At 62.1% G+C, this 25,519-nt stretch carries 19 protein-coding genes and 1 pseudogene; 3 read left to right on the forward strand and 17 right to left on the reverse strand.

What is annotated here, in order from left to right; genetic code table 11:
• Nucleotides 1–9: 9 nt before the first annotated feature.
• Genes AB4Y43_RS02410 through AB4Y43_RS02435 form a run of 6 tightly spaced genes read right to left on the reverse strand, consistent with a single transcriptional unit; the run spans nt 10 to nt 10,846 of the window.
• Nucleotides 10–3,663 (reverse strand): ImcF-related family protein, encoded by a 3,654-nt coding sequence (locus tag AB4Y43_RS02410; protein WP_368726950.1) that lies wholly within the window; start codon nt 3,661–3,663, stop codon nt 10–12.
• Nucleotides 3,629–4,945 (reverse strand): hypothetical protein, encoded by a 1,317-nt coding sequence (locus AB4Y43_RS02415; protein ID WP_368726951.1) that lies wholly within the window; start codon nt 4,943–4,945, stop codon nt 3,629–3,631. Before AB4Y43_RS02415 ends, AB4Y43_RS02410 begins: the two co-directional genes overlap by 35 nt.
• Nucleotides 4,945–5,316 (reverse strand): PAAR domain-containing protein, encoded by a 372-nt coding sequence (locus tag AB4Y43_RS02420; protein ID WP_368726952.1) that lies wholly within the window; start codon nt 5,314–5,316, stop codon nt 4,945–4,947. Before AB4Y43_RS02420 ends, AB4Y43_RS02415 begins: the two co-directional genes overlap by 1 nt.
• 11 nt (nt 5,317–5,327) lie before the next feature.
• Nucleotides 5,328–6,083, reverse strand: coding sequence for a hypothetical protein (locus AB4Y43_RS02425; RefSeq protein ID WP_368726953.1), 756 nt, complete (start codon nt 6,081–6,083; stop codon nt 5,328–5,330).
• Nucleotides 6,080–8,467 (reverse strand): hypothetical protein, encoded by a 2,388-nt coding sequence (locus AB4Y43_RS02430; RefSeq protein ID WP_368726954.1) that lies wholly within the window; start codon nt 8,465–8,467, stop codon nt 6,080–6,082. The genes AB4Y43_RS02425 and AB4Y43_RS02430 overlap by 4 nt, the downstream gene beginning before the upstream one ends.
• A 6-nt stretch (nt 8,468–8,473) precedes the next feature.
• Nucleotides 8,474–10,846 carry a type VI secretion system Vgr family protein gene (locus AB4Y43_RS02435; RefSeq protein WP_368726955.1) on the reverse strand — a complete coding sequence of 791 codons (2,373 nt, stop codon included), beginning with the start codon at nt 10,844–10,846 and terminating at the stop codon, nt 8,474–8,476.
• A 602-nt stretch (nt 10,847–11,448) separates the two neighbouring features.
• On the opposite strand from AB4Y43_RS02435, the pseudogene AB4Y43_RS02440 reads away from it, so the two are divergent.
• A pseudogene (locus tag AB4Y43_RS02440) lies at nt 11,449–11,781 on the forward strand (transposase); the annotation flags it as partial.
• Between the two features lie 144 nt (nt 11,782–11,925).
• Here AB4Y43_RS02440 and AB4Y43_RS02445 read toward each other — a convergent pair.
• Nucleotides 11,926–13,023, reverse strand: a complete 1,098-nt coding sequence (locus AB4Y43_RS02445) for a lactonase family protein (protein WP_368726956.1) — start codon at nt 13,021–13,023, stop codon at nt 11,926–11,928.
• A gap of 53 nt (nt 13,024–13,076) precedes the next feature.
• Nucleotides 13,077–14,636 (reverse strand): methyl-accepting chemotaxis protein, encoded by a 1,560-nt coding sequence (locus tag AB4Y43_RS02450; RefSeq protein ID WP_368726957.1) that lies wholly within the window; start codon nt 14,634–14,636, stop codon nt 13,077–13,079.
• Between the two features lie 417 nt (nt 14,637–15,053).
• Between AB4Y43_RS02450 and AB4Y43_RS02455 the strand changes: the two genes are divergently transcribed.
• On the forward strand, nt 15,054–16,409 hold the full coding sequence (locus AB4Y43_RS02455) for an MFS transporter (RefSeq protein ID WP_368726958.1): 1,356 nt from the start codon (nt 15,054–15,056) through the stop codon (nt 16,407–16,409).
• Between the two features lie 42 nt (nt 16,410–16,451).
• Here AB4Y43_RS02455 and AB4Y43_RS02460 read toward each other — a convergent pair whose 3' ends face one another.
• From AB4Y43_RS02460 to AB4Y43_RS02470, 3 genes are all read right to left on the reverse strand, one after another.
• Nucleotides 16,452–17,675, reverse strand: a complete 1,224-nt coding sequence (locus tag AB4Y43_RS02460) for an MFS transporter (protein ID WP_368726959.1) — start codon at nt 17,673–17,675, stop codon at nt 16,452–16,454.
• A gap of 14 nt (nt 17,676–17,689) precedes the next feature.
• Nucleotides 17,690–18,142 carry a MarR family transcriptional regulator gene (locus tag AB4Y43_RS02465; RefSeq protein ID WP_342948910.1) on the reverse strand — a complete coding sequence of 151 codons (453 nt, stop codon included), beginning with the start codon at nt 18,140–18,142 and terminating at the stop codon, nt 17,690–17,692.
• 1,158 nt (nt 18,143–19,300) lie between these two features.
• The gene (locus tag AB4Y43_RS02470) at nt 19,301–19,978 is read right to left on the reverse strand and encodes an MOSC domain-containing protein (protein WP_368726960.1); all 678 of its coding nucleotides are present in this window, start codon (nt 19,976–19,978) and stop codon (nt 19,301–19,303) included.
• A 101-nt stretch (nt 19,979–20,079) separates the two neighbouring features.
• On the opposite strand from AB4Y43_RS02470, the gene AB4Y43_RS02475 reads away from it, so the two are divergent.
• The gene (locus tag AB4Y43_RS02475; protein ID WP_368618678.1) at nt 20,080–21,030 is read left to right on the forward strand and encodes a LysR family transcriptional regulator; all 951 of its coding nucleotides are present in this window, start codon (nt 20,080–20,082) and stop codon (nt 21,028–21,030) included.
• 24 nt (nt 21,031–21,054) lie between these two features.
• Here AB4Y43_RS02475 and AB4Y43_RS02480 read toward each other — a convergent pair whose 3' ends face one another.
• From AB4Y43_RS02480 to AB4Y43_RS02505, 6 genes are all read right to left on the reverse strand, one after another.
• Complete coding sequence (locus tag AB4Y43_RS02480; RefSeq protein WP_368726961.1) at nt 21,055–22,098, reverse strand: NAD(P)H-dependent flavin oxidoreductase; 1,044 nt, start codon at nt 22,096–22,098, stop codon at nt 21,055–21,057.
• A 3-nt stretch (nt 22,099–22,101) separates the two neighbouring features.
• Entirely contained in the window at nt 22,102–22,656 is a 555-nt protein-coding gene (locus tag AB4Y43_RS02485) for a cytochrome b (protein WP_368618680.1), read from the reverse strand.
• A 23-nt stretch (nt 22,657–22,679) separates the two neighbouring features.
• Nucleotides 22,680–24,350, reverse strand: a complete 1,671-nt coding sequence (gene actP / locus AB4Y43_RS02490; RefSeq protein WP_368726962.1) for a cation/acetate symporter ActP — start codon at nt 24,348–24,350, stop codon at nt 22,680–22,682.
• Nucleotides 24,347–24,658: a DUF485 domain-containing protein gene (locus AB4Y43_RS02495; RefSeq protein ID WP_069263593.1), complete on the reverse strand. Its 312-nt coding sequence runs from the start codon at nt 24,656–24,658 to the stop codon at nt 24,347–24,349. The genes actP and AB4Y43_RS02495 overlap by 4 nt, the downstream gene beginning before the upstream one ends.
• 184 nt (nt 24,659–24,842) lie before the next feature.
• A complete protein-coding gene (locus AB4Y43_RS02500; RefSeq protein WP_368602544.1) occupies nt 24,843–25,007 on the reverse strand; it encodes a hypothetical protein in 165 nt (54 codons plus the stop codon).
• Between the two features lie 188 nt (nt 25,008–25,195).
• Nucleotides 25,196–25,399, reverse strand: coding sequence for a DUF2970 domain-containing protein (locus AB4Y43_RS02505; protein ID WP_069263591.1), 204 nt, complete (start codon nt 25,397–25,399; stop codon nt 25,196–25,198).
• Between the last annotated feature and the right edge of the window lie 120 nt (nt 25,400–25,519).

Genomic DNA, 25,519 nt, shown 5'->3' on the forward strand with positions numbered 1-25,519 from the left:
ACGGTTCGGTCATGGCTGCAACCCCGGGGGCAACGGTGGCAGGGACGGTAGTCCGGAGATCTGCCCGGCCCGACCCGTTATGAAAATGCGCTCGGGCATCTGGAAGCCGCGCAGCTTCAGCAAGTCGAGCGGTCCGGCTCCCGCCTGCGTGCGCAGCACGTAGCGCAGCGGTGCCGTCTTGCCCTCAGCACTATCGCTGGCAGTGCTGGCCGCTGCAGATGCCGCGGAAACGGCCTTCGCCGCGTCGCCACCTGCCCCGCCGTTCCAGACCAGCTCGAAGCGCGTATCGTCGAGCGGCTTCACGCGGGCCTTTTCAAGCATGCGCAGGAATGCCCAGTCACCTGTCGCGTCGAATGCGATGCGCGTGCCCGCATCCAGCGACTGCCAGTTCAACGACGCATGGCCGTTCAGGCCATTGCCAGGCCATGCCAGCGGCGACCACGCTTCGTGCTGATTGAAGTAGACGACCTGATGACTGTCGACCGTCAGTTCCGTGCGCGTCACGGTGGGCGTCGGCTGCGGCATCAGCTCGAAATGGTAACCGGCCTCGCCCTGCGCGTAGAGACGGGCGCCGAGCGGACCGATCAGCCGCAGCATCGCGAGGAACTTCGGATCGAACTGCAACGACTGCGGCGTGAGTTCGTTCGGCACCCACTGGTCGCCCTGACGCTTGAGTACGCCGGCCAGTTCGATGTCGATGAAGCGGTTGATGAGTCCCGTGTCGGGGCGCACGTAGCGACCGAATTCGGCAAAGGACGCATCGGCACTTGTCGACGCGAATGGGTAGCGTGAGGCAAACGACGACTGGAACGGGGCTGCCACGGCAGCGCGCCATGCGTCGTTCAGGCTCGCAGCGGCGGGCTGCAGGACCGCCTGCCAGGCCGCATCGAGTGGCTGGACGAAGAGTGTCTGCCCGAAGCCTGCCCACTGTGCGCCCAGGCTCGCGGCGGTCAGCGCCGCATCGTCGCGCGCCTGCGACAGATCGGAGAGCTTGCCCTGGAAGATCGCCTGTGCGATCGAGCGCGCCATCGCCTGCGCGTCCGGGCTCGCCTGGATCTGCTGCAGTTTCAGGCGCACGGTCGTATCGGCAGTCAGTACGCGCGACAGGCTCACGCCGCTGAACGCCGCCGCATTTGCTGATCTGGCCGCGCTGCCTTGCCCGGCGGCGGCACTTCCATTGGCGTCACCCATCAGCGCCAGCAGCGGGCCAAACGTGCGGTCCAGCGGATTGACCACGGGAGCCTGCACCGGGTCGCTGTCGCTCCCGCCCAGCAGCCCCTGCGCCTTGCGCACCAGAGTGTCGGTCAGCGCCCGCGAGGGACGGCCTGCCTCGCCCTGGTACTGCACCGACTTCATGACCGCCAACAGCGGCGAAGTCTGCACATCGGTCAGGCGCGTGAGCTGGTCGATCACGCCCGAGAAGCTGGTCGCAGGAATCCACTGGAAGCTGTTGAGCATGGCCGCCCAAGCTGCCGTGTAGTCCGTGAAATACCGGTCGCGCAGGCGCTTTCTCAGCTCGCCGGCATTCTTCCTTGCGTCTAGTGCAGCCTGCGCCGCGTCGACCGCGCCTTCCACGGCGGTGGCACTGATTCGGGCGGTCGGCTGGTCGCCGGCGAGCACCCAGTCGCCCTCGACATGCTGTCCTTTCACGGCGTCGTCGATGGCCTTTTCGATCACGCCCTCCCACGCTGCACGCGTGAAGATGCCCGGCACCGTCTGCGCGGTCGTCAACAGACCGTGCGCGTCCGCGCCAGCGAGCAGCGTCGCGAGGGAGACATCGGCGTACTTGCCGCGCGCCTCATCAAGCACACGCTGGTAGAGCACATCATCGCTCGCGGCAAGGCCGATCTGGTTCACGAGGGTCGAGCGCATCTGCGTGACGAGCTGCATCGATGCGTTGATGCGCCACTCCGGATGCGCCTTCAGGTGATCCGACCAGAACCCGGCGAGCTGCTGCGAAGTGTCAAGCCATTCACCCACGCGCATGCCAGCCACGGCGGGCCAGACCGCCAGCATCTGCGCCTTCAGGAGAGGCGCGTAGGTGCGCGCCGGGGTGGCGAGCATCAGGTACGCCTTGAGACGGTCGTACGCGAGCTGCTGTGCGTCGTGACTCTGCTGTTCGTCGGCGCGAACCTGCGAAAGCTGCGCGAGTTGTCCTTCCAGCGCCTGCACGACCGGCTGGCGCAGGTTGCGGGCGGCCACGGTCTGGTAGGGCCGCCACAACGCAGCGAGCACGTCGTCGTTGCGCGACAGGCCCGCGCGCAGGTACCACGGCGCCCCATGCTGCTGGCGATATTCGAGCATCGCGATTTCATTCTGCAGCGCGAGCTGCGCGCGCAACGCGCGCGGCGTACCGGGCGTATCCGCGAGCGCCTGGGCTGCGGTCGTTTCTGCATCCTTGACGAGTGCCCGGTTGCCCAGCCCCGAGATCACCATCAGCATGATCCACACGATGGCCCCGATCACGACGCACCACGCAAGCGCATCGGGCCAGTACAACCCCGTGCGGCGACCTCGATAGTTCGGCATGGAGACCGCAATCTGGCGCCACACCGGCAGCAGGGCACGCGGCTGCTCGCGTGTCACTTCGGCCGCCGGCACCGCCGTCGCGGCCCCGGCGGGTGCGTCGTCACCATCATTAGCCACCGGCACCGGCACGACGGTCGTCCCCGGAAAGACCGGTGCGAACAGGACACCCGCCAACGGCGCGCGCAGCCAGTTCGAGGTGGCGAGTGCGCGCAGGTTTTCACCAATCCGTTCAGCGTGGTCGCTGATGTACTTCGAAACTTCCATCAGCCAGGTTGCCTTCTCCCGCGTATGAAGGCGCACGCCAGCGTCCGCCGACCATTGCTCGACTGTGTTCAGCAACTCTGGCGCTCTGGTGGCCGCCTCCTGCGCCTGCCTGCGCGACTCGCTCCGCAAGAAGGCGCCGACCGCGTCGAAGAGTTCAGAAAGGCTACCCTTCACCTCGACCGGATGCAGGAACGTGACGGGCGCAGCCCAACCAAGTGAGGTGGCGATCATTGAGAGTTCGCGGGGCAGGCCCGCACTGGCTTCTTCAGCGCGAGCCACATGCACGAGGCCATCCACCGGGCGACGGCGGCACAACCGGCGGATCTGGCCGAGCCACACTTCTTTCTCGATACCGTCCGGCGCGGCGTGAACAAGGACGATTTCGCCAACGTGCATGACGCCCGCCTGTTTGAGGCCGGGGGCCACCTGATCGACGTGCTCATCGGTGCCGTCTACCATCAGCCAGCGCAGACGGCTGCGCCAGAACCAGCCATGCGAGACACGCAGTTCCTCGTACATGTGTTGCAACCGCGCATCGCGCTTGAGCGGCTTCGCCGCCTTCGTGCGGTCTCCGGTCTCACTGCGAAAGAGTCGCGCCGCGAAGCCGTAAGCGCTAGTCGCGAACAGAACGAGGTGAACGACGACAACGACTGCGAAGGTTGACAGGATGACGATGATCGCTCTCAGCCGCGGCTCTCCTGCGCTGACGCCGACCAAGTCGCCGCGCAGCGATACAATGCCGATTGCGAGCAGCGCGACGATCAGCGCCGCGACGGGGATTCCCCAGATCGCCAGACGGCGCGACGGCGCGGATTCCTCCTTCGTAGTGGTGGGCTCAAGCGAGCGCAGAATAAGCTTGGGGTCGTTCATCGGTATTCCGGTTGTTATCGATTGTTGCGGGCGTTACGCGCAGGACTGCGGACTGTAAGCCGTCAATGATGAGTTGCGGGCCGTCTGCCGCGCCTGATTCGATCGCCGCTATGATGGACAGCCAGCCGTTAGCATCACCGAGATCACCGGCAATGCGGTCCGGGCGCCGCTGTGAGTCGTCTTTCAGGATGGCGTCCATATGGGCCGCACGCAACGCCTTGTCGCAGCCATCCACCGGGCGGGTTATCCACGCGCGTACAATCGAAGCGAAGTCAGCCTTGCCCCATACGGCAGCATTGGCGAAGCCGTATTCGACCTCGCCAGCGAGCCCGGTGACGGGCCGGTGCAGTAGTGCGGCGACCTTGACTGTTTCCGGCAGCCGGAAGTATCCCGCCGTCATGAGTACGGCGACACACCCCTCAGTGCTGCCTTCGGGCGGACCAGCTTCATGCCATGCAGTCGCCACGATGAGCAGCGGTCGCACTTCCTTCGCATCGAGCCACGCATCCGCGACCATCAGGCCGTCCGCTGCGGCTACTGCCTGAACCGCAAGCGGCGGCAGGCCCGCGATGCGCAGGGCGTCGGTGACCATTGCCACGTCCCCCTGCTCCCGGCCCGAGGCGCTTAGTACGCGCACTTGCGGCCACCATTGCCGCTCGTAGCACGTGAGTGCGTACAGGCTTGCCCCCAGTGGCTCCAGCGCTTGGGCAATCTTGAGCGTCAGCAGTGAAACCTGCTTCGTCTCCAGTTCCACCTCGATGCTTTTTTTGCCAACCTCGGGACCGACCGTTGCTGGCTCGCTAACCATCCAGTCCGATTCCTTGAAGCGGCAGTGCAATACGAGCTTGGCTCCGGTGCGCGGTATCTGCGCACCGGCCATGCGTTTGCCGGCGGCGATCGCACCGGCAAGGGAATGTTCGCTTTGTTCACCAACCGGCAAGCGGTAGCCGACACCGAGCACCTGGAGAGGCTTCTGCGCCTTTCGCAGCCGCGTTGTCAGCCAGCGGCTACGGTGATGGTTGCGCCAGTGCGCCCGATACCAGAGACCCTCGTAACCCGCCCGCTCGATACCAAGCAGGATCAGGAACGCACCGTTAGGAGCGCAAACAAAGCAGAACCAGAACCATCCTCCGCTCGCGGGTTGCCCCTTTGGCCACAGCAGCATGGCAACGGCGACACCAAAGACGTTGAAGGCAAGCCAGATGCAGAACCACCACGGCCAGAACCGGGGACGGCACGGATAGGCGCTCGGCCGTCCGGCGGGAGAAAGATCGATCGGCATTACTCGATATTGAAGTTCATCAGCGACGAGAGAAGACGGCATCCGCACGCGCAGCGGTAGTGATGGAAGGCAACCCACTTGCCGTCGCGATCTGAGAACTCCTCGTAGCCTTCGTCGATGACGGTCGGCCCGTGCTCGTTACAAATTACCTCATCGCCCTTGCGGGCGAGCGGGCGCCCCATGACTACGAACCATTCAGAGCCGCCAGTCACTTCGCCGCCGTTTTCCAGTTTGTCGCCTTTGCGGACGGGAGATTTCATCATTGCACTTGTACTGCGGTTTTGAAGCGTGACCAGAAGAAAGATGTTTTTTGCGTGGGAGACGATTGGTTGATTTAAAATATCAATCAAAGACCGCAAAACCAGACTCATCCCCGCATCTTTCACTTCAACTTAGGGGCTACAGGATATCTTTTCGCGAGTGCCTTTCGAATTGACTCAGCGTCCTTATATTGTGCATGTGTAGAGTGACCATCGCGAAAACCACATTCACATTGATCCACAAAGGGTGCGCTAGCATCGCTCTGCAATCCCACGAAAACAGCACCCTTCTGAGCGCTTCCAGTTAACTTGTAAATGTAACCATCGAAATATTCACCGCCGTAATCGTAGTGATTGAGCGGCGTTCGCACGAGAATGACCACCTCCTTATCTTTTGGATCACGATCGGCGTTCGCAAAAAAGACATTAGCAATTTCTGGAATACCATCATCTTTCAAGTAGCGATCAAATAGTTCATCGTGCCAAATATGGTTTCCGTCTGAAAAGAGTAGATGCGCATCCAATATGTAAGGTCTGTTATCTTTTGTATAACCCGGCACATCGGACGTGTTCGTCAAAAAGTAAATGTACGCTCCTTGCATCGCAGGTCCGGCATCAATGATCGGTGGCTGCAATTTTTGACCTTCACCGGTACGAGCACTTACCGCCGCCTGAACCGCAGCAGGAATGTCTCCTGCATAGGTCTGCCGGTAAATCAATAGAAAAAACGACGCCAACAATAGAAGAAATGTAGAAGTCCACCGAATATTCATAACAACCGAGCCTCTGATAAATTCAACCGAGATATTTCTCAACCGAGAAAAACCGAGGATGCCATCTGAACACGTCGTATTTTTTCGACGGGGAAAGCAGATCACGCGCCTTCCTCCGTCTGACGTTCCAATGTGCTATCCGCCGGCATTCTTAGCGTATCGCCAAGTATGAAATAGGTGTAACGAAAGAACTGCTGCCGCGCAGCCAAACCGCCTGCACCGCCAACCAAACCAAAACAATTCCTGACATCGGTATCGGATGCGCCGCCGTCAGCTTTTGCATCGATCTGAGTCTTGGCCCAGAAGTAGCCAGCGGAATCGGCAGCCGTCTCTGCGTCGGATTGCAGCAGCGTGGGGTTAGGGTCTGTCGTATAGTCCTTGGCGCGGTACTTGCCATATTCGCTATACCCGATTCGCCATGTGAGGTGAATCAAACCGCGACCGCAGAAGCGAGGACCGTCACCCGATTGCACATTCCCACCAGCCACGGCTTTCGCGTGAACCTCACCAGGACGCTGAGCTATGTATGTAGCGCGATCACGGTTCTTCAGAAAGCCAAGATTCTTAAGCCAATTGTATTTGTTGTCGAAATCATAGGCCGCATCACTCGCGGTATAGCTCTCGTACATTTTCCGGAAGTAATCTGCGTTTCCATTTTCTCTTGTCGAGCATAAAGCTCCGGTCTCCTTGAAAACCTGCCCCAAAAAATGGGCTTTCCGAAGGTCATTCTTAAATCCGTACTTTAGAAACATCTGATTCAGCGCTAGCCACAAGCGCTTCGGCGATTGCCCCCTCGAATCGTCGTTGCCATCAACAAATCGCTTCTTGCTTTCGACCCACGATATGTGACCGCCAGCATCAGATATCGATTTACGAGGTAGCAGTTGAATCTGCTCCTGAAGGCTTAACCAGACACACTTCCTGAAATGACGGATAAAAGCGAGAGGATGGAAGAACCAGAGCTTCTGTCCGGCAGGCAACCCTGTCGTGTCCCAGAACTGGATCTCCTTGAGGTACTTGAGGAACTTGTTGTATCCATCGTCGTCGCCGTGATAGAAGCCCCCCTCATCAAGTAGCTTCGCATAGCGTGTCTCGTTGTTCGCGCTATCCCATTCGCTGGGCGCGTTGCAGACAAACCCGCGCAACGCCTGGCGTACGGCGTCATGACCTTTGACATAGCTCGAAAGCACGTCCGCCTTCTGAATGTTTGTCGTTTTGACTACTGCCGTGGGCTGCTCACTGTCTGCAGCGTCCTTTACGATTCTCTTAAGCGCGTCAACATCGCACAATCCGTCGCTGTCGAAAGGAGTATTGCCATCGCTGATCTTCTGCCAGCCCATGAACGATGGGAAATCCGCGTCGGACAGCTTCTTAATCTCTGCCTTGTTGATATCGATATAACCCTGTGCCCCTTGGGCGAAGGTCACTTGCGCCCACGTCGCACGTTGGTTGGGTATCGCGACCGGATGCGGATTGCCTGGCAACGCTCCACTGACCGGGGGCGGCGAGCTGGCAGTCTGATCCGTCAATGTGGCCGGCGTCGAAAGAATCCGTCCAAAGCGCAGCAATTCGTACCCGTCGCTCGGGCACGTGGCATAAAGCGCGTCCGCGCGATGATAGAGGTCGTATTCGTAGTTCTTTTCCTCGACAGGATCGGGGGTCAGCAGCGTGCGCGAACCGTCCGCGGCGACACTCCATACGTTCGTGTACTTCGCTCCCTTGGTGAAGTAGGTTTCGACGATGAGCGGGAATGCGTTCGTATCTGTCCGCCGTGGCTGGAATGCAATGCCGTGCAGCTTGTTGTGTTCGTCAGTCCCCAGCGGCAACGCAAGGAACTGCTGCCCGGCAGGAATCATATAGTAGGTATGACCCCAACAGTCCGAAGTCGTTGGCGTGCTCGGCGCACCATTGCCGAGTTGCGTATGGTCGAAATACGCGTTGAAATCGACCGGCAGCATAAAGACTTCGAAATGCAGGTACGTGACGCCCTGGTAGCGCCCGACATAGCCCAGGGTGTCCTTGCGGCGAACCTTCTGGCCATTCCCCTTTGCCGCAGGCGTTACCTGTCCCTTGGTATCCGCTCCAGATGGCTTCTGCAGGAAGTCGGCCAAGCCCGTGTCGTCGAATCCAAAGCTGTGGTATTCGGCGAGCGGCAACAGGTGCATGTAGAGCGAATAGAAGGTCAGTGCGCGATCGCCGCCCGTTTCGGTCGTGTGCTTAAGCAGAACGAAACCCGCGTTGCCATTGCCGGAATCAATGGCGTGCTGGCAGACCCGGTAGGCAACGACCTCGCCGTCGGCAATTGCATGCACCGCACCGTGCATGTCGGGCGCCAGATGGACGCCGCAATGCCAACTCCGGTCGGCCGCAATCGGATAGATGCCGTGCGCAAGTTCGAACTTGTCGACGGCGTCCATCATCGGGTCAGGCTTCGATTTGTCGTCAGACGTGAGGGCCGATTCGGGCAGAAAGGGAGGGCTGATGATCATGGCGTTTCAGTTCGTATGGGGGGGACGATCGTTGAGCTTCAGTTCGCTCTTCAGCAGGATGGGCAACTGCGCCGGCACGTTATCGGGGCCAACGAACGTGAACGAGCCTGCCTTGATGGTGAACGCCCCGGGACAATGGAACGTCATGTTGCCGTTCTCGATCACGAGCGAGCCCCCGCCGCTGTTGAGCGCGATCTTCGTTTTCGCGGCCAGCTGAATGTCTGCGCTTTCGCTGGCCATGCGTACCTGCTGCTTCGCGAACAGGTCCATCCCGTCCGTCAGCGCCGAGGCCGTGAACTTCCCCTTCGCGGCGGTGAGATTGATACCGAGCCTGTGCGCGCACAGCGAGATCATGTCACCCACCGCCATACGCAGGCGCTTCGCAATACTCACGTCGAGGTCCTTGCCCGCGGTCACAATCACGCTTTCGCCGGCCGAGTGCTGGAGCGATTTCGCCGTCACGAACGCCATGCCGCCGGGCGCGCTCGCGAGCAACCCCGCGTCGCGCAGCTGGTTCAGGCCGTCGAGCAGCGCCGACTGCGTGGCACGATCGGCCGGATCGCCCCCGGCCTGCGTCGTTGCCGCAGCGAGGTCCGTCACACGCTGCAGCGCGGCCTTGAGCTGGGCGACGGCGGCAGGCATCTCAAGGTGCGGCGTATCCGTTCCGGCTGCAGCGTCCGCCGTGAAGAACAGACCCTTCGCCGCCCGCACCGCTCCCCACCCCTGGGTCGTCGCCTCAAACCCGTTTCCGCGAGGAAGCTTTCTGCTGTTAAGCAGATATCCCTGGTTGAAGGCCGACTGGCTGTACACAGTCGCAATGCGTGCGCTCTCCTTGCCCTGCAGATCGTTAAAAACGACCTCGGCACCGAGCAATGGAGAGCGCCAGATGGCATAGCTATACAATGCGTCCGTGCCCCGAACAGGATCGCGATGCGCATAGTCATGCAAGGCTCCGGTGATATGCATGCGGTCCACGTCCGCATGCGCGGCGTCCAGCAGCACCTCGGTCCCCGGCAGCAGCGGCGCGTGCAAACCGCCCTGATCCGATGAGGACACACGCACCAGGCGCAGTTTCAGCAGTTGCCGGTCGGTGTTGCCCGCGCCCTGCAGGAACTTCGGCAGGACGGGATAACGACCGTGCTCGTCCATACAGCCGTACGGCGTCGAATCAAAAGTTGTCACAACGCCTACGACGGGACCTTTCAGAAAACGCCAGTCCCGCTCGAAGTCGAAACGAGGCCGGTACGTCAGATGCGCGGGCATCGCCTTGAAGCGGGCGTGTGCCGGTGTCGTGCGACTGCCTTTCATGACCATCGACGTGATCACAAACCCGTATTGGGCACACGCCACCTTCACATTGGTCGTCTTGACCACGACGCCCGGCGCAACGCCCAAGGCGTTCGTCGTACCGGAAAGCGTCACCTGCCGCGCGATCTGTTCGTCGCGCCGCATCTGCGTGAGCGCCTCTCCTTGCCGCTGTGTCAGGTGGAACTCCGCGCTGCGGCTGACCTGTCCGAACACCGAGCGGTCGCCTGCTTCACTGGAGACGTTCGCCGTCGCCCGTAGCGGATCGTCCGGCGTGCGGTAGTTGCGCTCATACAGCTCAATCGTGGCGGGCACGAGGGTACGCGCGTCATTGAGCGACAGCACCGCTTCGTGGCACCCGGCCGAGAGGCCCGAATCCGCGATGAGCGGAACCTCGACCGAACGAATATAGGCACGCGGATTATTGGCAAAGACAATCGTATCGAGCTGGCCACTCTTGCCGCGCCCCTGCTTGTAGAACCAGAAAACGCCCTTGCGGCGGCAGTGTCGGGTGATGAAGCTCCATAGGGACTCCTCATACATCACCACCTGTTCCATCTTCTCCAGCAGCCCTTCGATCTGGAATTCCACGTCGAAGGCGTCGAAGTTTTTGCGGTCGACCAGTGCCTGCCGGATCATCTCCTGCAGCGTCACGTCCTTGAAGGTATCGGACTTGATGATCCGCTTGCAGAGAGCGGCAAAGCGCGGCTCGATGCGCAGCCGGTAGGTGGCTTCGTCGCGACTTACGCCGATACGCTCGATGCGCGTGATCACGCCGTTGAAGATAGCTGCTTCATGATCGACGGGTTCGACATAGCTGACCGAGGGCACCGCCACGCGTTCGTCGATCTGCAACCCCGCGCGCCGTCCGACGTACTCTTTGCCGTCGAGATCGAGCTGCGACGAGGTCACCGTCACATCTGCCGTATAGTCCTTGCAGAATCCCCCGCGCACCCGGAACTTCACCACATCGAGGTCGTGTTCGAGAATCCCGACCCAGACCCGCAGACGCTGGCTCAGACGCGCGCTCGGGTGGCGCAGAGCATCGGTGAAGCTTTTCGTCACAGCATTCATTCACACATCCCATTCCGGGTGAAAGGCACGAGGTGAGATCGTTGCTTTCGCAGCTATCGGCACCGAAATCTAGGGGTGGGAACGGAAACGCGTCAATCATATTGAACGGAGACGTCGGAATTAATCAACGGTTATGTCAAACAATGACAAATTTGACTCATCTCATTTTTCGAGATGCGATTGAGCGGTAATGGCTGCGCAATCGAGTGAAAGGGGGAGCCTTTCACAAGTTCCCCGGGTAGAACAGCGATTCGGCGAGAGCGCGCCGCCAGTTCGCCCCTTCAGGACAAGAGTCCGCGCGTCGCCTTGTGCTCCGGCACGGTCAACACGTGCAGTAATCGCTATCCGCGATGTCGTAGGCGTGGCCTCAAACGCAGACGAACGCGCGAGGCCTGCGCAGTTCAGGTACGCCAGTGCTGACTCGTTAGCACCGTGATTACGCGTGCGATATACGACGCGCCAGGTATATAGGACTTCGAATTAACGATTCGGCGTCCCTTGGCCGCATCGGATGGTGTCCAGGCAAGTACGGCGACGTCGGTGGCCGGCGCTTCAATGTTGCGCACGCCGCTCTAACGACGGCAATGCCTGCCTCCGCTGAACACGGTCAGGAAACGGGTGTGTACGCCGACGCCGGCTATCAGGGTATCGAAACGCGATGCCAGACGAACCCGGTTCGCTGGCATGTCGCGATGCGGACACGCCAGCGTCGACAACTGGCCCTGAACGATCGTCTGGACGCGATATCCGACTAGATTGAACGCTTGAAAGCGGGCATCAGCGCCAAGGTTGAACATCCGCTCCGCGTGCTCAAGCAGCAATCTGGCTATACGAAGACCCGGTACCGAGGGTTATTGAAGAACACCGCGCAGATCACGAAACTGTTCGCCCTGGGCAACCTCTGGATGGCACGCAAGGCTTTACGCAATGCCTGAAACTGAGGTTCAGGCCGCGAGTCGCGGCACACGGATGTCGTCACGCCTCAAGAGCGGACGACCAGTCTGCCAGCAGGCTCTTACGGCTAATACGACTCACTAGTAAAAAATCAGTGCTCCAAAAAGGAGTGGTGCAGACCCTCCCTAGTCGTTCGAACCGTCGAAATCCACCACTTCGACCCAGTTCGCACCCTTGCCCACCGGGTACTTGCCAAGCTCATGCAGCGCACCGCTCTTCACATCGATGCGGTACGCGCTCAGCGTGGGCGAGAGTTGGCCCACGGCAAGCAGATACTGGCCCGACGGATCGATATTGAAGCCGCGCGGCTGCTTCTCGGTGGCGTACGTGCCGATGCGCGTGAGCCTGCCCGTTTGCTGGTTCACGCGGTACGCACCCAGCGTGCTCGACGTGCGCTCCGAGATATACAGGTGGCGGCCATCGGGCGTGAGGTGCACGTCGGCGCCCCACGGCTTGTCGCCGGAGAAACCGGCGGGCAGGATCGAGATCGTCTGGATCGGCTTGACTGTATTGTTCGCCGCGTTGAAGGCGAGCACGTGCAGCTTGCCGTCGAGTTCGTCGATCAGATAGACGAAGCGCTGGTCCGGCGAAAACTGGAAGTGACGGGGACCGGAATCCTTCGGCAGCGAGTAAGCGGGCTTCGCGTCTTCGGTGAGCGCGCCCGTCGAGGCGTCGAACTTCAGGCGCAGCCAGGCGTCGGCGCCGAGCACCGACGCGAACGCATAGCGGTTGTCCGGCGAGGTGCGAATGATGTGCGCCATCGGGCCTGTCTTCACGGTTTGCTGCACGTCGCCCGCCACGCCGTTTTCGCCGATGGGGTTGACCGCCAGCAAATTGCCGCCGTACGAAGCGGAAAGCAGATAGCGCCCCGTGCCATCAGTGGAGACATAGGCCATGCTCTCGGCGAGCGGCGCACGGCCGAGTTCGACGAGACGGCCGTCGAGCGGATTCACGGCGAAGCTCACCACGCGATACGGCTTCGAGCGCAGCGCCGCGTACAAATGGTGATGATCGGGCGAGAACGCCATCGGCATCACCGTGCCGCCCACAGGCACGGTCTCGACCGCGGCCAGCGCGCCGTTTTGCGCATCGAGGCGAAACACCGAAATGTCCTGGCTGTCGGCGTTCGACACGTACACGTAGCTAGCCGCATGCACGGCCGCCGATGCCGCGAGGCCCAAAGCGGCACCCACCACGCTGCGCAAGATTGCCTTCTTCTTCATGTCGTCCTTTCTGGTTTGTTAGTTCTATTGATTGGTCTTGCGCATATCCATCTTCACGCAAGCGCGCCGACGCGGAACACCGAAACTGCTTCCTTCATCGATTGCGCCTGATGCTCGAGCGCGCTTGCGGCGGCAGCGGCCTGCTCGACGAGCGCGGCGTTCTGCTGCGTGACCTGATCCATCTGGCTCACGGCCATGCCCACCTGCTGAATGCCCGTGCTCTGCTCGGCGGTGGCCGTCGTGATCTCGGCCATGATGGTGGCGACGTTGCGTACCGAGTTGACGATCTCGCTCATCGCCTCGCCTGCCTGCGCGACGAGCGCGTTGCCGTTGCGCACGTCTTCCATCGAAGCGCCGATCAGCTCCTTGATCTCGCGCGCGGCGCCTGCACTGCGCTGCGCGAGCGTGCGCACTTCGCCCGCGACCACGGCGAAGCCGCGTCCCTGCTCGCCCGCGCGCGCCGATTCCACGGCGGCGTTGAGCGCAAGAATATTGGTCTGGAACGCGATGCTGTCGATCATGCTCGTGATCTCGGCAATCTTCTGCGAGCTGGCGCTGATGTCCTGCATGGTCTGCACGGCGCGTCCCACCACGTCGCCGCCGCGCTGCGCGAGTTCGGCCGCGCCCGTGGCGAGCGTGCTGGCCTCGGATGCGTTCACGGAGTTCTGCTTCACCGTGGAGGTGAGTTCTTCCATACTCGCGGCCGTTTCTTCGAGCGAGGCGGACTGTTCTTCCGTGCGGCTCGACAGATCGAGATTGCCCGCCGCAATCTCGCGCGCGGCCGTGTGAATTGCGTCACAACTGTCGCGCACTCCGGCCACGGTGTGCGAGAGCCCCGCCTGCATCCGTCGCATGGCCGCGAACAGCACGCCGATTTCGTTGCGGCCTGCTTCGGGCACGCGCACGGTGAGATCATTCGAGGCAATGCGATCGAGCACGGCCGCGGCGTCGGCCAGCGGGCGCGACACGATGCGCTGCAAGGCGAAATACGTGACGACGACGAGCGCCAGCGCGATGGCCACGCCCACGCCCACGAGCGTGACGATCCATCCATAGCGCGCGTTGCCGTCGTCGAGCGTCGCCTCGGCGAGCGCGTTGGCGAGCTTCTGGAACTTCTCCACGTTCACCGAATAGGCTGCGCCCGCGGCGGTGATGTCGGTGTCGTTCACTGCCACGTACGCGGCCGTGTCGCCGTTGCGCAGTGCGTCGGTGGCGCGCGTGAGCGTGTTCGAGAGTTGCGCCGCCGACTCGAGCAACTGCCGCTTGAGGTCCGCGTCCATGCCGTCGAAAGCCGGCGCATTGGCGAAGGCCTGCGTCTCGCTCGTCGAAAGCTCGAAGCTGTGGGCCGCGCTCTTCAGCGCGGAGTCGCGCGTCGCCGTGTCGTTGCGTTCCTTGAGCGCGCTGTAGCCGCGCACGAGCGCCGAACGCGTGCGTGTGGTGTCCTTGTAGGCGTCGTTGACCAGAATGGTCTGACGCGCGATTTCATGCAGGCGTTGGGCGCTGGCGTTCGACTCCCTGAGCGAGAACACGCCCGCGAAGCCGCCAATCAGGATCATCACGCCAAAGATCACCAGCACTGCAAGGAGGCTGGCTCGTACCGTCGTGTTGCGCATGTTGCTTCAATCCCCGGTTTCCATGGTGTTCTTCTTTACGGCTCAAATGCCGGAGTCTTGAGGGGCCAATCGCCATGTTGTCCAACAACTTGGCCGCATCATCCATAATCGCGCGACTATCCTGAAATTCGAGTTTACCCTGAGGCCCACTCAAGAGGCATACGGTCCGGTTGCATCGGCTTCCCGGGCGTTGTACGATTAGCTCAGACAACTAGTCACGATGTCAAACAACTTTCTGACAACTGACTGAACAAGCAGCGAATCAGGTCCGCAAACAGAACGCGCTTGACGCGAGTCAGGCGCGTTCTTGCGTAAGTAGATGCGGCGTGCACGAGGCGCGCCGTCCGGAGACAGCAGAGGCAGGCCGCGGCGTGAGCGCAGCGGCCTGCGTCTCGCGCACGAGAGAGGTCGATCCACATGTCGTTGAGCCGCACCGCCACGCAGTCCGATGTCGCCAGGCGCACCAAGGTGCGCTACCTGATTCTCTCGCTGATCTTCATCATCACCACGCTCAACTACGCGGACCGCGCCACGCTCTCGGTCACGGGCTCGGCCATGCGCACCGAGTTCGGTCTCGACGCCATCCACATGGGCTACATCTTCTCGGCGTTCAGCTGGGCCTATGTGCTCGCGCAGATTCCCGCGGGCTGGGTGCTCGACCGCTTCGGCGCGCGCAGAGTGTACGCGGGCAGCATCTTCCTGTGGTCGCTCTTCACGCTGCTGCAAAGCTCGATTGGCCTGCTCGGCAGCGCGGGCGCCGCGATTGCGGGCCTTTTCGCGCTGCGCTTCGCGATGGGCGCGGCCGAAGCGCCCGCCTTCCCCGCCAACGCGAAAGTCGTGGCGAGCTGGTTCCCGGCGAAAGAGCGCGGCACGGCGTCGGCGATTTTCAATTCGGCGCAGTATTTCGCAGCCGTCGTGTTCACGCCGCTCATGGCGTGGCTCACGCATGCGTATGGCTGGCATCACGTTTATATCGTGATGGGCGTGGGCGGCCTCGTGCTCGCCTTCGCGTGGATCCGCTTCATGAAGAATCCGGCCGATCATCCGGGCGTGAACCAGCAGGAACTCGAATACATCGAGGCGGGCGGCGGCATAGTGAACGGGCATCAACACGCAGCGCGCGGCGAGCGCAGGGAACGTAAGGGCGCGAACTGGGCGGTCATCCGCCAGCTGCTCGGCAACCGCATGCTGCTGGGCGTCTATCTCGCGCAGTACTGCATCAACGTGCTCACGTACTTCTTCCTCACGTGGTTCCCGATCTACCTCGTGCAGGCGCGCCACATGACCATCCTGAAGGCTGGGCTCATTGCTTCGCTGCCGGCGATCTGCGGCTTCCTGGGCGGGGTGCTGGGCGGCGTGGCTTCGGACGCCCTGATCCGCTCGGGCCGCTCGCTCACCATGGCGCGCAAGGTACCGATCGTCGGCGGCATGGTGCTCTCGTCGTGCATCGTCGGCTGCAACTATGTGAACAGCGACTGGATCGTGGTCGCGCTCATGTCGCTCGCGTTCTTCGGCAAGGGTCTGGGCGCGCTCGGCTGGGCCGTGATCGCCGATACCGCGCCGCGCGAAGCCATCGGCCTCTCGGGCTCGATCTTCAACATGTTCGGCAATGTGGCCGGCATCGTCACGCCGATCGTGATCGGCTATCTCGTGGCGGAAACCGGCTCGTTCAACGGCGCGCTCGCCTTTGTCGGCATCAACGCGATCGTTACGGTGATCAGCTATCTCGTGATCGTGAAGGACATCAAGCGCGTGGAGTTGAAGCCCGCCTGATAGTGCGTGATTGCGCGTGCTTGTGGGTAACCGTGCGGCGCGCTATGGCTTCTCGTGGGCCCGCCGCGCGAGCGTGCGGGCCGCGACGATCGCCGCCGCGAAGCCTGAAGCCGCGCCGACCAGCAAGGCCCAGCGCGGCCCCCAGTGGTCGGCGACCCACCCCACGATCGGCGCACCGATGGGCGTGCCGCCCAGCGCCACGGCCAGCCGAATCGCCAGCACGCGGCCCCGCATGCCGGGCTCGGTGGAAAGCTGCATGAGGCTGTTGGTTTCGGTGGTGAACGTGAGCGCCGCGATGCCGATCATCACGAGCGCGCCGCCGAACCACCAGTAGCCCGGCGCAACAGAAGCCAGCACGCAACCCACTCCGAACGCCGCCGCTGCGAACAGCAGCGAGATGAAACGCGGATGGCTGCGCCCCGCTCCGAAGAAGGCGCCGCTCATGGTGCCCACCGCCATCATCGAAGACAGGAGTCCATAGCGTCCCGCGTCGGCGTGAAAGACGTTCACGGCCATCGTCGAGATGAAGATCGGAAAATTCAGCCCGAAGGTGCCGATCAAAAACAGCATGACGAGAATGGCCCGCAGGTCCGGACGCGCCCACACGTAGTGGAACCCCGCGGCAATCCCGCCCTTCGCGGGTTGCGTACGTCTTGCCGAACGCAGTTCGTCCACGCGCAAACGCGTAAGCGAAACCAGCACGGCGACGAACGACAGGCCGTTGAGCAGGAAGGCCCAGCCCACGCCCACCGACGCAATGACGAGTCCCGCCACGGCCGGGCCGATCATGCGCGCGGCGTTGAAAGAGGTGGAATTGAGCGCGACGGCGTTGGAGAGATCGGCGTCGCCCACCAGCTCCGAAACGAAGGTTTGCCGCACCGGGGCATCGAATGCCGTCGTGCAGCCGAACAGGAACGCGAACACGTACACGTGCCAAAGCTGCACGAGCCCCGTTGCCGTGAGCACGCCCAGTGCAATGGCCAGCGTGCCGAGCAGCGCCTGCGTGACCATGAGCAGCTTGCGCTGGTCGAAGTGGTCGGCGGCGAAGCCCGACCAGGGCATGAACAGCATTTGAGGGCCGAACTGCAAGCCCATCACGATACCGACCGCCGCCGCGCTGTGATGCGTGAGCCCGGTGAGCACGAGCCAGTCTTGCGCCGTGCGCTGCATCCACGTGCCGACGTTCGAGACGAGCGCGCCAGCGGACCACACGCGATAGTTGTAAGTCCTGAGCGAACGAAAGAATCCGGATGCTGGAGCGCCCATGTGACCGCCTCGCCTTAGTCGGCCACGAGCCGCTTGAGCAGTTCGACTGCCGCGGCTAGCTGCTGTTGCTCGGCGGCCGAAAGGCGCGTGTCGATCCTGCGCGAGAGCCAGTCCTGGCGCGCCGCCCGCCCTTCCTTGAGCCACTCGCGAAAGGCTTGAGTGAGCGACCAGAGCGTTTGGCGCCCGTCGTTCGGGTCGGGTGCGCCGCTGATATGGCCCGCCGCCTCGAGCGGCGCGATGAGCGTCCCCATGGACTGCGGGCGCATGCCCTCCGCGCGCGCGAGGCTCGACACCGTGGACGGCCCCTCGCGCTCGAGTCGCTGCAGCACGGCCATCTGGGAAGGCGTGAAGTCGCCGAGGATCGCCTGCTCGCGAAAACGGCGGCGCAGCTGCCCGACCAGTGCGCGCAGGTCGCCGGCAAGTGCCGCGGCGAGGTCGGGAGGGGGAGTTTGGGCGCGTTCGGTCATCCCCGCATTCTAGGTGATGCGAAGGTAAACTGCAAAGATAACCTTCACATCTCCAGTGACGTGGAAAGTACGCCCGAACGTATCATCGACGTGATGCGAAACAATTGAGTCTGTCGCGAAGCAATTGAGTCGGCCGGACTACTGTTGGCTATTTGCAGAACTCAAGACCGCCAAGGTAGCCGCGTCGAGTTGCCCGAAACGGACGGGCTTGTCGACGATACGTCGAGCGCCGATCGCGCCGAAAACACCCGATTCGCAAACCAAACCGTGCTACTTTTAGGATGTGGTAGCGGACAGGTTTCTACCGCGCAGATTCCGGTAGTTCTTGCTGCAATACCACAAATCCCATCAACCCAACCGGCGTCCAATTTCCGGCGTCGTGCAAGCTGAGCAAGGAGGTCTTCAGTGGCAGTTGCAGCAAATAAAAGATCGACTCTTAAGGTATGTACTAAAAGCTCAGTTGGCTCCGGGTGTCTCTTCGGAGCCAGAAATGAAAGAGCGAAAGATCAGAAAGATCCTCAAGAACTGGAAGAAAGCGGATAAGCACACCAGGAAGGCGGGAAAGAAAAGCAGGGTTAAAACGTGGTTGAATGCAAAGACAATCGCGGCAGTCGCAGTCTCCATCCTTCTTATGGTGGCAAAGCTTTGTGGGACCTTTGCGCATGAGTTTCACCCCATCGACCGGTTACGAGGCGCAGACAGGGCAACGGTCAAAGCGCTAGGGGCGGAATACCCGCGAGGCAAAATCAGGAACAAACTGAGCGTTGGACGCAGAACCGAAAACTGCCAAGGCGCCGGGAGCAGGACGCCGGCCAGACTGAAGCAGAAGTAACGAGCCGGAAATGCAGGAAACGCCTCCTGAAATAAGGCGACACACAGGATTCGCAGTCTTCTATTGACGTGGTGGGCGCCGCCGGTGCGGCGCCTGCCACATCTGTGCCGATGCCCTGGCGCGTGCGCGCTCACCAGAGGGCGTCAACGCCTACCTCAAACACATCTCGCATCGGAGCATGTCGACCAGTCTCGGATCCTCCTTGACCGGGTTCGACAGACTTTAGGCGCAGTTTGCCAATCGTACCGATTAGTCAATTTACGGACGGAACGCCCGCCGGAGCCTGCTCTAATACCGAAGAGTTTCAACAGCCTTAGTTGTCCCCATCACCGGCGCGAACGCAGCCACTTTTCCCGTTCACCCAGGCGCCGCTTCCAGTCAGGCGCAAGGCCCGGAACGGCGATCAGCTCGACCAGCGCATCGATGGACGGACGATGCGACAACTGCACCTTCCAGAACTCGTCGATGGAGAAGCGCTCCGTTTGCCGGTCGACGAGCGTGACAGCGTCGCCTGGCGCAATCATGCCGGGGCGCAGGACACGGTAATACCACCCGGTGATTCGCCCCTCGGCGATATGCATCGACATGCGCTCGACGCCGAAGCGATGATTAATCTTCCAGCACGGGCTGCGCGGTTGCGAGACCTGCAGTATGGCGCCGCCGACCTCGTAGATGTCGCCGATGTGCACGTTGCGTTCGGACAGCCCCCGAGCCGAGATGTTCTCGCCTAGACTGCCGGGCACCAGGGCCGCGACGCACTCCGCGAATGCCTCCGCGATGCGGACGTAATTCTCAGCCGCGTAGTGATGAACGGCCTTTTCCGGGCCGCCGTGGATGCGCGGATCGCCATGCTCGTCGCCGACAATCCCGTGCACTTCCACGCGAGCCGGTCCGGCCATGGGCCGTTTGAAAATGCCGCTGCGCTGCCCTTCGTGGTCCAGATAACCCATCCCGCCGGCGAACAGGCACTCGATGTTCGTACTCGACACCATCTCCACGTGCATCCCCCCGTTCGCGTTTACGACACTGTGCTCGCGCCATTCAATCCAGTAAAGTGATGGAAAGTGATGAAACCCATCATTAATTGTGATTCTTGGAATTCGCCATGGAGATGCGTCAGCTGAAGATTTTCTGTGCGGTGGCGGAGCACGGCAGCTTCACAGCGGCGGCCGAGAAAGTGCACACCGTGCAGTCCAACGTCACGATGCGCGTCAAGGAACTCGAAGCCGAACTCGGTCAGCCACTGTTTATCCGGCAGAAGAGCGGCGTGGTCCTCACTTCGGCCGGGCAAACGTTTCTGGGCTACGCCCAGCGCATCCTCCAGCTCACTGAAGAGAGCCGCAACGCGCTGCTCGATACCGCAACGCCGGCAGGCACGCTGAGGCTCGGCTCGATGGAGACGACCGCTGCGATACGCCTGCCCCAGGTGCTGGCCAGATACCGCGAGAAGTATCCTCAGGTCCACTTGTCACTGCTCACCGGCACGACCGCCGAGCTGATCAAGGCCGTCGAAAGCCATCGCCTCGACGGCGCATTCGTCGGCGGTCTGCACCAGAATCCGGTGCTTGCGCAAGACGAGGTCTTCCAGGAGGAGCTCGTCCTCGTGAGCAGTTGCGAGTTCGCCTCGCTCGGCGAACTCATTCACGTCATGCCGCAGCAGACGGTGCTGGTTTTCCGCACGGGCTGCTTCTATCGCTCCACGCTCGAACACTGGTTCTATCAGGTCGGGCTCGTGCCCAACCAGGTGCTCGAACTGGGCACGCTCGACGGCATCCTCTCCTGCGTGGCCGCGGGCATGGGTGTGACGCTGTTGCCAAAGGCCGTTGCGCAAAACTATGCAGCGCGCCAGGCCATCGCCCTTCACGCGCTGCCGCGCGAGTTCGCCAACGTCAAGACGGTCTTCATCCGCCGCAACGACACGCTCGCGACACCGGCATTGAGCGCGTTTGTCGCGCTCGCGCGCGACCAGCTCGCGCTTTCCAGTGACGACACGAAAGCGAAGCGCACGAATACGCCGAATCGCAAGAGCACGCGGCGTTCGACGGCAGCGGCCTGAGCACCGCCGTCGAATGCACCAGGGTCAGCATGCGGCGCGGCACTCGGCCGGCTCCACTTGCGGCAATGCACGGCTTGCGCCGTATGCCAGGCCATCGAGCATCGCCTGGGCATTCGCCGCAACCGTCGACGGCGGCAGTCCCGCCACCAGTTCCGCCACGCGCTCGGCCGCCGGCACCACGCTGTCGATCTTGCTGACGCCCTGCCCCGCATAGAGCGAAAGCTTCTGCGCCATGCGCGGTTTGTCGATCATGCGTGCACCGCCGCCAACGAAGCGCAGCAGGTTCCATTTGTCGCGATTGGGAATCACACAATGGGGCGTGCCGTACGGCCAGCCGAACGAATACCCGGTGCGATACTCGATGTCGTCCACGCTCGCTTCGACGATCTTTTGCTTGTATAGCGGGTGCGCATTCGATTCGTCGGTCGCAACGAACGCGGTGCCCACGAGCACCCCTGACGCGCCAAGCAGCATCGCAGCCCGGACATCATCGCGCGTCGTGATGCCCCCAGCCGCCAGCACGGGACGCCCCTGCGCGACCTCGCAGATCGCGGGCAACAGCGACATGACGCCGATCGTCCCCCGGTTGAGGTGGCCGCCGCTTTCGCTGCCCTGCGCGACGACGATATCCGCGCCGTTCCGGATCGCGTGCCGGGCGAGCGCAACGGACCCCACCTGAACCATGACGATCATGCCTGCATCCTTGGCACGAGGGATCATGTCCGCCGCATAGTCTTCGGCGTAGAATAACGAGAGCATGCGCGGCCGCTCCTGCAATACGACCTGGAACTGGGCTTCGAACACGGTCGGTCCGCCGAACTTCGGCACGAGATTCACGCCGAAGGGCCTGTCCGTCTGCTCCCGCGTTTCCCGTATCCATCTACGCAGCGCTAGCGGCGGCAAACGCAGCCCGCCAAGCGTCCCCATGCCGCCGGCATTCGCCACCGCGGCAACGAGCTTCGGGCCGGAGATCGCCGCCATGCCGCCGAGAAAGACGGGATAGCGGACACCGCACAGTCGCGTGACCGCGTTCCCGCCGAATACCGATACCGATTTGAATTCGCTCATCGCTCAAAGCTCCACGTGTTTGCCAAGCATCCGCTTGAGGGCGTCATTTCCCAGCGCGAAATGATTCTTCAGTGCTCCGAACAGATGCAACGCGAAGCCCAGCAGAAACGCCGTCGCCCCGATATCGAAGAGAATATCCACGACCCGTTGCACCGCTACGCTGGGCTCGATGAGCGTGGGGATCGCCAATCCCCACGGCAACTCGACGGCGACACCGGCTGCCGCCCGGGAAAGCCATACGGCAACCGGCAGAAGCACCACGGCGAGCGCGAGGCCCACCGCGACGGAGCGGCTGACGATCACCTCGACGGGGTTCGGCGTGCCCACGGGCAGCGGATGATACGAAGAAAGCCGCGCCCAGAGCCGGTAGATCGACACGACGAACAGCACGGCCCCCAGCAGATTCTGCGTACGCACGAGACTCAGTCGTTGCGCGTCGTCCGCGGTGAACATGAGCGCGATGCCGCATCCGGCGATCGACAGCAGCAGCGCAGCGACGACCCAGTGCAGCGCGATCGTGATGGGCGAAAAGCCCAGACCGTTGTCACGCATTTGCATGATTGTCTCCTTGTTGGCGTTCTCTAGTGGCTCACCGCTCCGGACGCGCCGAAGCCGGTCTGCGCGCGGATGGCCTGTTCGCCGAAGTCGTCCCGCTCGCGCTGCGCGCGCTGGCTGCGGTCCGTAACGGAACCCAGCCAGGCGCACAGGAACGCGATGCTCATCGACACGATGGCGGGATAGTCGTAGGGGAAGATCGCCTTCGCATGGCCCAGCACCGTGACCCAGATGGCGGGCGACAGAATGACGAGCGTGACGGCGCTCACGAGGCCCGCGATGCCGCCGGAGAGCGCCCCGCGCGTCGTCAGCCCATTCCAGTACATCGAAAGCGCGAGAACCGGAAAATTTACCGAGGCGGCGACGCCGAAAGTCAGTGCGACGAGGAAGGCGATGTTCTGATCCTTGAACACGATGCCCAGCAGCACCGACACCACGCCTATGCACACCGATGCGATTCTGGAGACCCGCCGCTCGCTCGCGGGATCGGCCCGGTTCTTCTTGAGCACCATCAGGTAGAGGTCATGCGAGATGGCGGAAGTACCCGCCATCGTGAGCCCGGACACGACAGCGAGGATGGTCGCGAACGCAACGGCCGAGAGGAAACCGAGCAGCAGATTGCCGCCGAGCGCCTGGGCGAGATGCATGACTGGCATGTTGCTGCCGCCGATTAGCTTGCCGCCCGTCAGGCCGCCCACATAGAACGACGGGTTGCTGCCGACAATCGCGATCGCCGCCACGCCGAGCACCATGATGACCAGATAAAAGAAGCCGATGAAGCCCGTGGCAACGAACACCGACTTGCGCGCTTCTTTCGCATCCGGCACGGTAAAAAAGCGCATGAGGATGTGCGGCAGCCCCGCCGTGCCGAACACCAGGCCGATCGCGAGCGAAATCAGCGCAATGGGATCGGACACCTGCCCGCTCGGCAGCAGAATGTGCGTGCCGTTCCTGTGCGCGGCGACCGCCTGCTCGAACAGCGCGTTCAGCGAAAAGCCAAACCGGTACAGTGCGAGAACGGCCAGCAATGTGCCGCCGAACAGCATCAACGCGGCCTTGATGATCTGCACCCACGTGGTGGCCACCATGCCGCCGAAGGTCACATAGACCACCATCAGCAGGCCGACCACGATAATCGCGTCGTTATAGGGAAGGCCGAACAGCAACTGGATCAACTGCCCCGCACCGACCATCTGGACAACCAGGTAAAAGCAGACGACGGTCAACGAACCGAAGGCGGTCATCGTGCGGATCCGGTTCTGGTCGAGCCGGTACGATGCGATGTCGGCAATCGTCACGCGGCCCAGATTCCGGATGCGCTCCGCGAACAGGAACAGCACCAGCGGCCACGCGACGAAAAAGCTGATCGCGTAGATCACGCCGTCGTAGCCGTGGAAAAAGATCATGCTGGTCACGCCCAGCAACGCCGCCGCCGACATATAGTCGCCGGCCAGCGCCATGCCGTTCTGGAATCCGGTGATGCCGCCCCCGGCGGTGTAGAAGTCGTCCATCGAACGGGTGCGCGACGCCGCCCAGTACGTGATGCCCAGCGTCGCCACGGCGAAGACCAGGAACATCGCGATCGCGGTGAGATTGAGGGGACGCCGTTCGACGTCGTGCAGGACCTCAGCAGCCGCCACGTGAGTCGCGACGCCCAGCAGGAGCGGGAAAACGAGAGCAAGACCGGCGCGCTTCATGGTTTCGCTCCCGCCAGGATCTCAGCGGTGAGCGCGTCGAATTCGCCATTGGCGCGGCGAACGTACAAGCCCGTGAGACACCAGCTGCCGACGATCAGCGCGACGCCGATCGGCCAGCCGATATTGACGATACTGTCTGCGGAAAGCCGGATGGCCAGCAAAGCGGGGGCGAATCCGACGAGCACAATGAACGCGCAATAGGGAATCAGCGTGATGGCCGTCAGCCAGGCAATGTATCTGCGCCGGCGTTTGACCAGCGTGGCGAACAGGGGATTGCTACGAATCCCATGCAGGGTCGTGGGGTTCATCCGATTGTCTCCGTCCATGGAAGGTATCCGACATGCCCTCTCCCGTGATATCGCCGTTGATCCACAGGGGGCAGCCGCTTCTCGTGAACTTCACAATAGGTCGAACCAAAAATCTCCTCAAATGATGTTTCGTGATGGCTGCAATCTGTTTGAGTGAAGCGTGGCGCTTGCCATCACGATTCAATCAGACGCGCTTGCCAGATTCAGCTTGCCTGTGCGCCTCGAGCAGCGCGGCAAACCGTTCCAGCGCGGCCACGCTGCTGTGAACGGAGTGGTATTCCTGCTGGCCGATGCGTGCGTCGAGCACAACCGCCATGCCGGATTGTCGGGCGAGATTGAGGATATCCATCTCATACTCCTTGCCTGAAAACTGGGCGAATCGCGTCGCGTGATATGCAGCGCCTCTTGATAGTCAGATTACGCGCGGCACCACAAAGATCAACGCGGCGCCGACGAAATCACCGTTATGAAACGCCGAACAATCTCGCGTGTCACGATGCTTCGCCGCCGCCCCATGTTTTCGGCAACACCGCATGCTCAGAAGCCTTGTGCGGTTCCCGTAGAATGCGCGACCAGCAGCACGACGCCCAGTATGCAAGCCCCGATCATCGCGGCCAGCGCGACCGCCACGAACGGCAGCCACTTGAAGTTCACGCTGGCCAAATCGGCTTCGTGCGACGCGCTCTTGCGCACGCCGAAAAAGCTCCACAGAACCATGCGCATCATTCGAACGAGTTCCATCATTGACTCCGGTTACGTCGATCAGGTGGATCGGATAGCCTGATCTTCAACCTTGCGCGTTGCCAAAAAAATCAGCAGTTGCGAACGATTCGAGCGACGCAGCCGATTCACGCGCCGGTA

This window comes from Paraburkholderia sp. BR10872 (genome assembly GCF_040965835.1).
GTDB classification, from domain to species: domain Bacteria; phylum Pseudomonadota; class Gammaproteobacteria; order Burkholderiales; family Burkholderiaceae; genus Paraburkholderia; species Paraburkholderia nodosa_A.

Bases quoted from the DNA above. Each gene is read 5' to 3' on its own strand.
- AB4Y43_RS02410 (WP_368726950.1), bottom strand. From the start codon at position 3,663: ATGAACGACCCCAAGCTTATTCTGCGCTCGCTTGAGCCCACCACTACG.
- AB4Y43_RS02415 (WP_368726951.1), bottom strand. From the start codon at position 4,945: ATGCCGATCGATCTTTCTCCCGCCGGACGGCCGAGCGCCTATCCGTGC.
- AB4Y43_RS02420 (WP_368726952.1), bottom strand. From the start codon at position 5,316: ATGAGTCTGGTTTTGCGGTCTTTGATTGATATTTTAAATCAACCAATC.
- AB4Y43_RS02430 (WP_368726954.1), bottom strand. From the start codon at position 8,467: ATGATCATCAGCCCTCCCTTTCTGCCCGAATCGGCCCTCACGTCTGAC.
- AB4Y43_RS02435 (WP_368726955.1), bottom strand. From the start codon at position 10,846: ATGAATGCTGTGACGAAAAGCTTCACCGATGCTCTGCGCCACCCGAGC.
- AB4Y43_RS02445 (WP_368726956.1), bottom strand. From the start codon at position 13,023: ATGAAGAAGAAGGCAATCTTGCGCAGCGTGGTGGGTGCCGCTTTGGGC.
- AB4Y43_RS02450 (WP_368726957.1), bottom strand. From the start codon at position 14,636: ATGCGCAACACGACGGTACGAGCCAGCCTCCTTGCAGTGCTGGTGATC.
- AB4Y43_RS02455 (WP_368726958.1), top strand. From the start codon at position 15,054: ATGTCGTTGAGCCGCACCGCCACGCAGTCCGATGTCGCCAGGCGCACC.
- AB4Y43_RS02460 (WP_368726959.1), bottom strand. From the start codon at position 17,675: ATGGGCGCTCCAGCATCCGGATTCTTTCGTTCGCTCAGGACTTACAAC.
- AB4Y43_RS02465 (WP_342948910.1), bottom strand. From the start codon at position 18,142: ATGACCGAACGCGCCCAAACTCCCCCTCCCGACCTCGCCGCGGCACTT.
- AB4Y43_RS02470 (WP_368726960.1), bottom strand. From the start codon at position 19,978: ATGCACGTGGAGATGGTGTCGAGTACGAACATCGAGTGCCTGTTCGCC.
- AB4Y43_RS02475 (WP_368618678.1), top strand. From the start codon at position 20,080: ATGGAGATGCGTCAGCTGAAGATTTTCTGTGCGGTGGCGGAGCACGGC.
- AB4Y43_RS02480 (WP_368726961.1), bottom strand. From the start codon at position 22,098: ATGAGCGAATTCAAATCGGTATCGGTATTCGGCGGGAACGCGGTCACG.
- AB4Y43_RS02485 (WP_368618680.1), bottom strand. From the start codon at position 22,656: ATGCAAATGCGTGACAACGGTCTGGGCTTTTCGCCCATCACGATCGCG.
- actP (WP_368726962.1), bottom strand. From the start codon at position 24,350: ATGAAGCGCGCCGGTCTTGCTCTCGTTTTCCCGCTCCTGCTGGGCGTC.
- AB4Y43_RS02495 (WP_069263593.1), bottom strand. From the start codon at position 24,658: ATGAACCCCACGACCCTGCATGGGATTCGTAGCAATCCCCTGTTCGCC.
- AB4Y43_RS02500 (WP_368602544.1), bottom strand. From the start codon at position 25,007: ATGGATATCCTCAATCTCGCCCGACAATCCGGCATGGCGGTTGTGCTC.
- AB4Y43_RS02505 (WP_069263591.1), bottom strand. From the start codon at position 25,399: ATGGAACTCGTTCGAATGATGCGCATGGTTCTGTGGAGCTTTTTCGGC.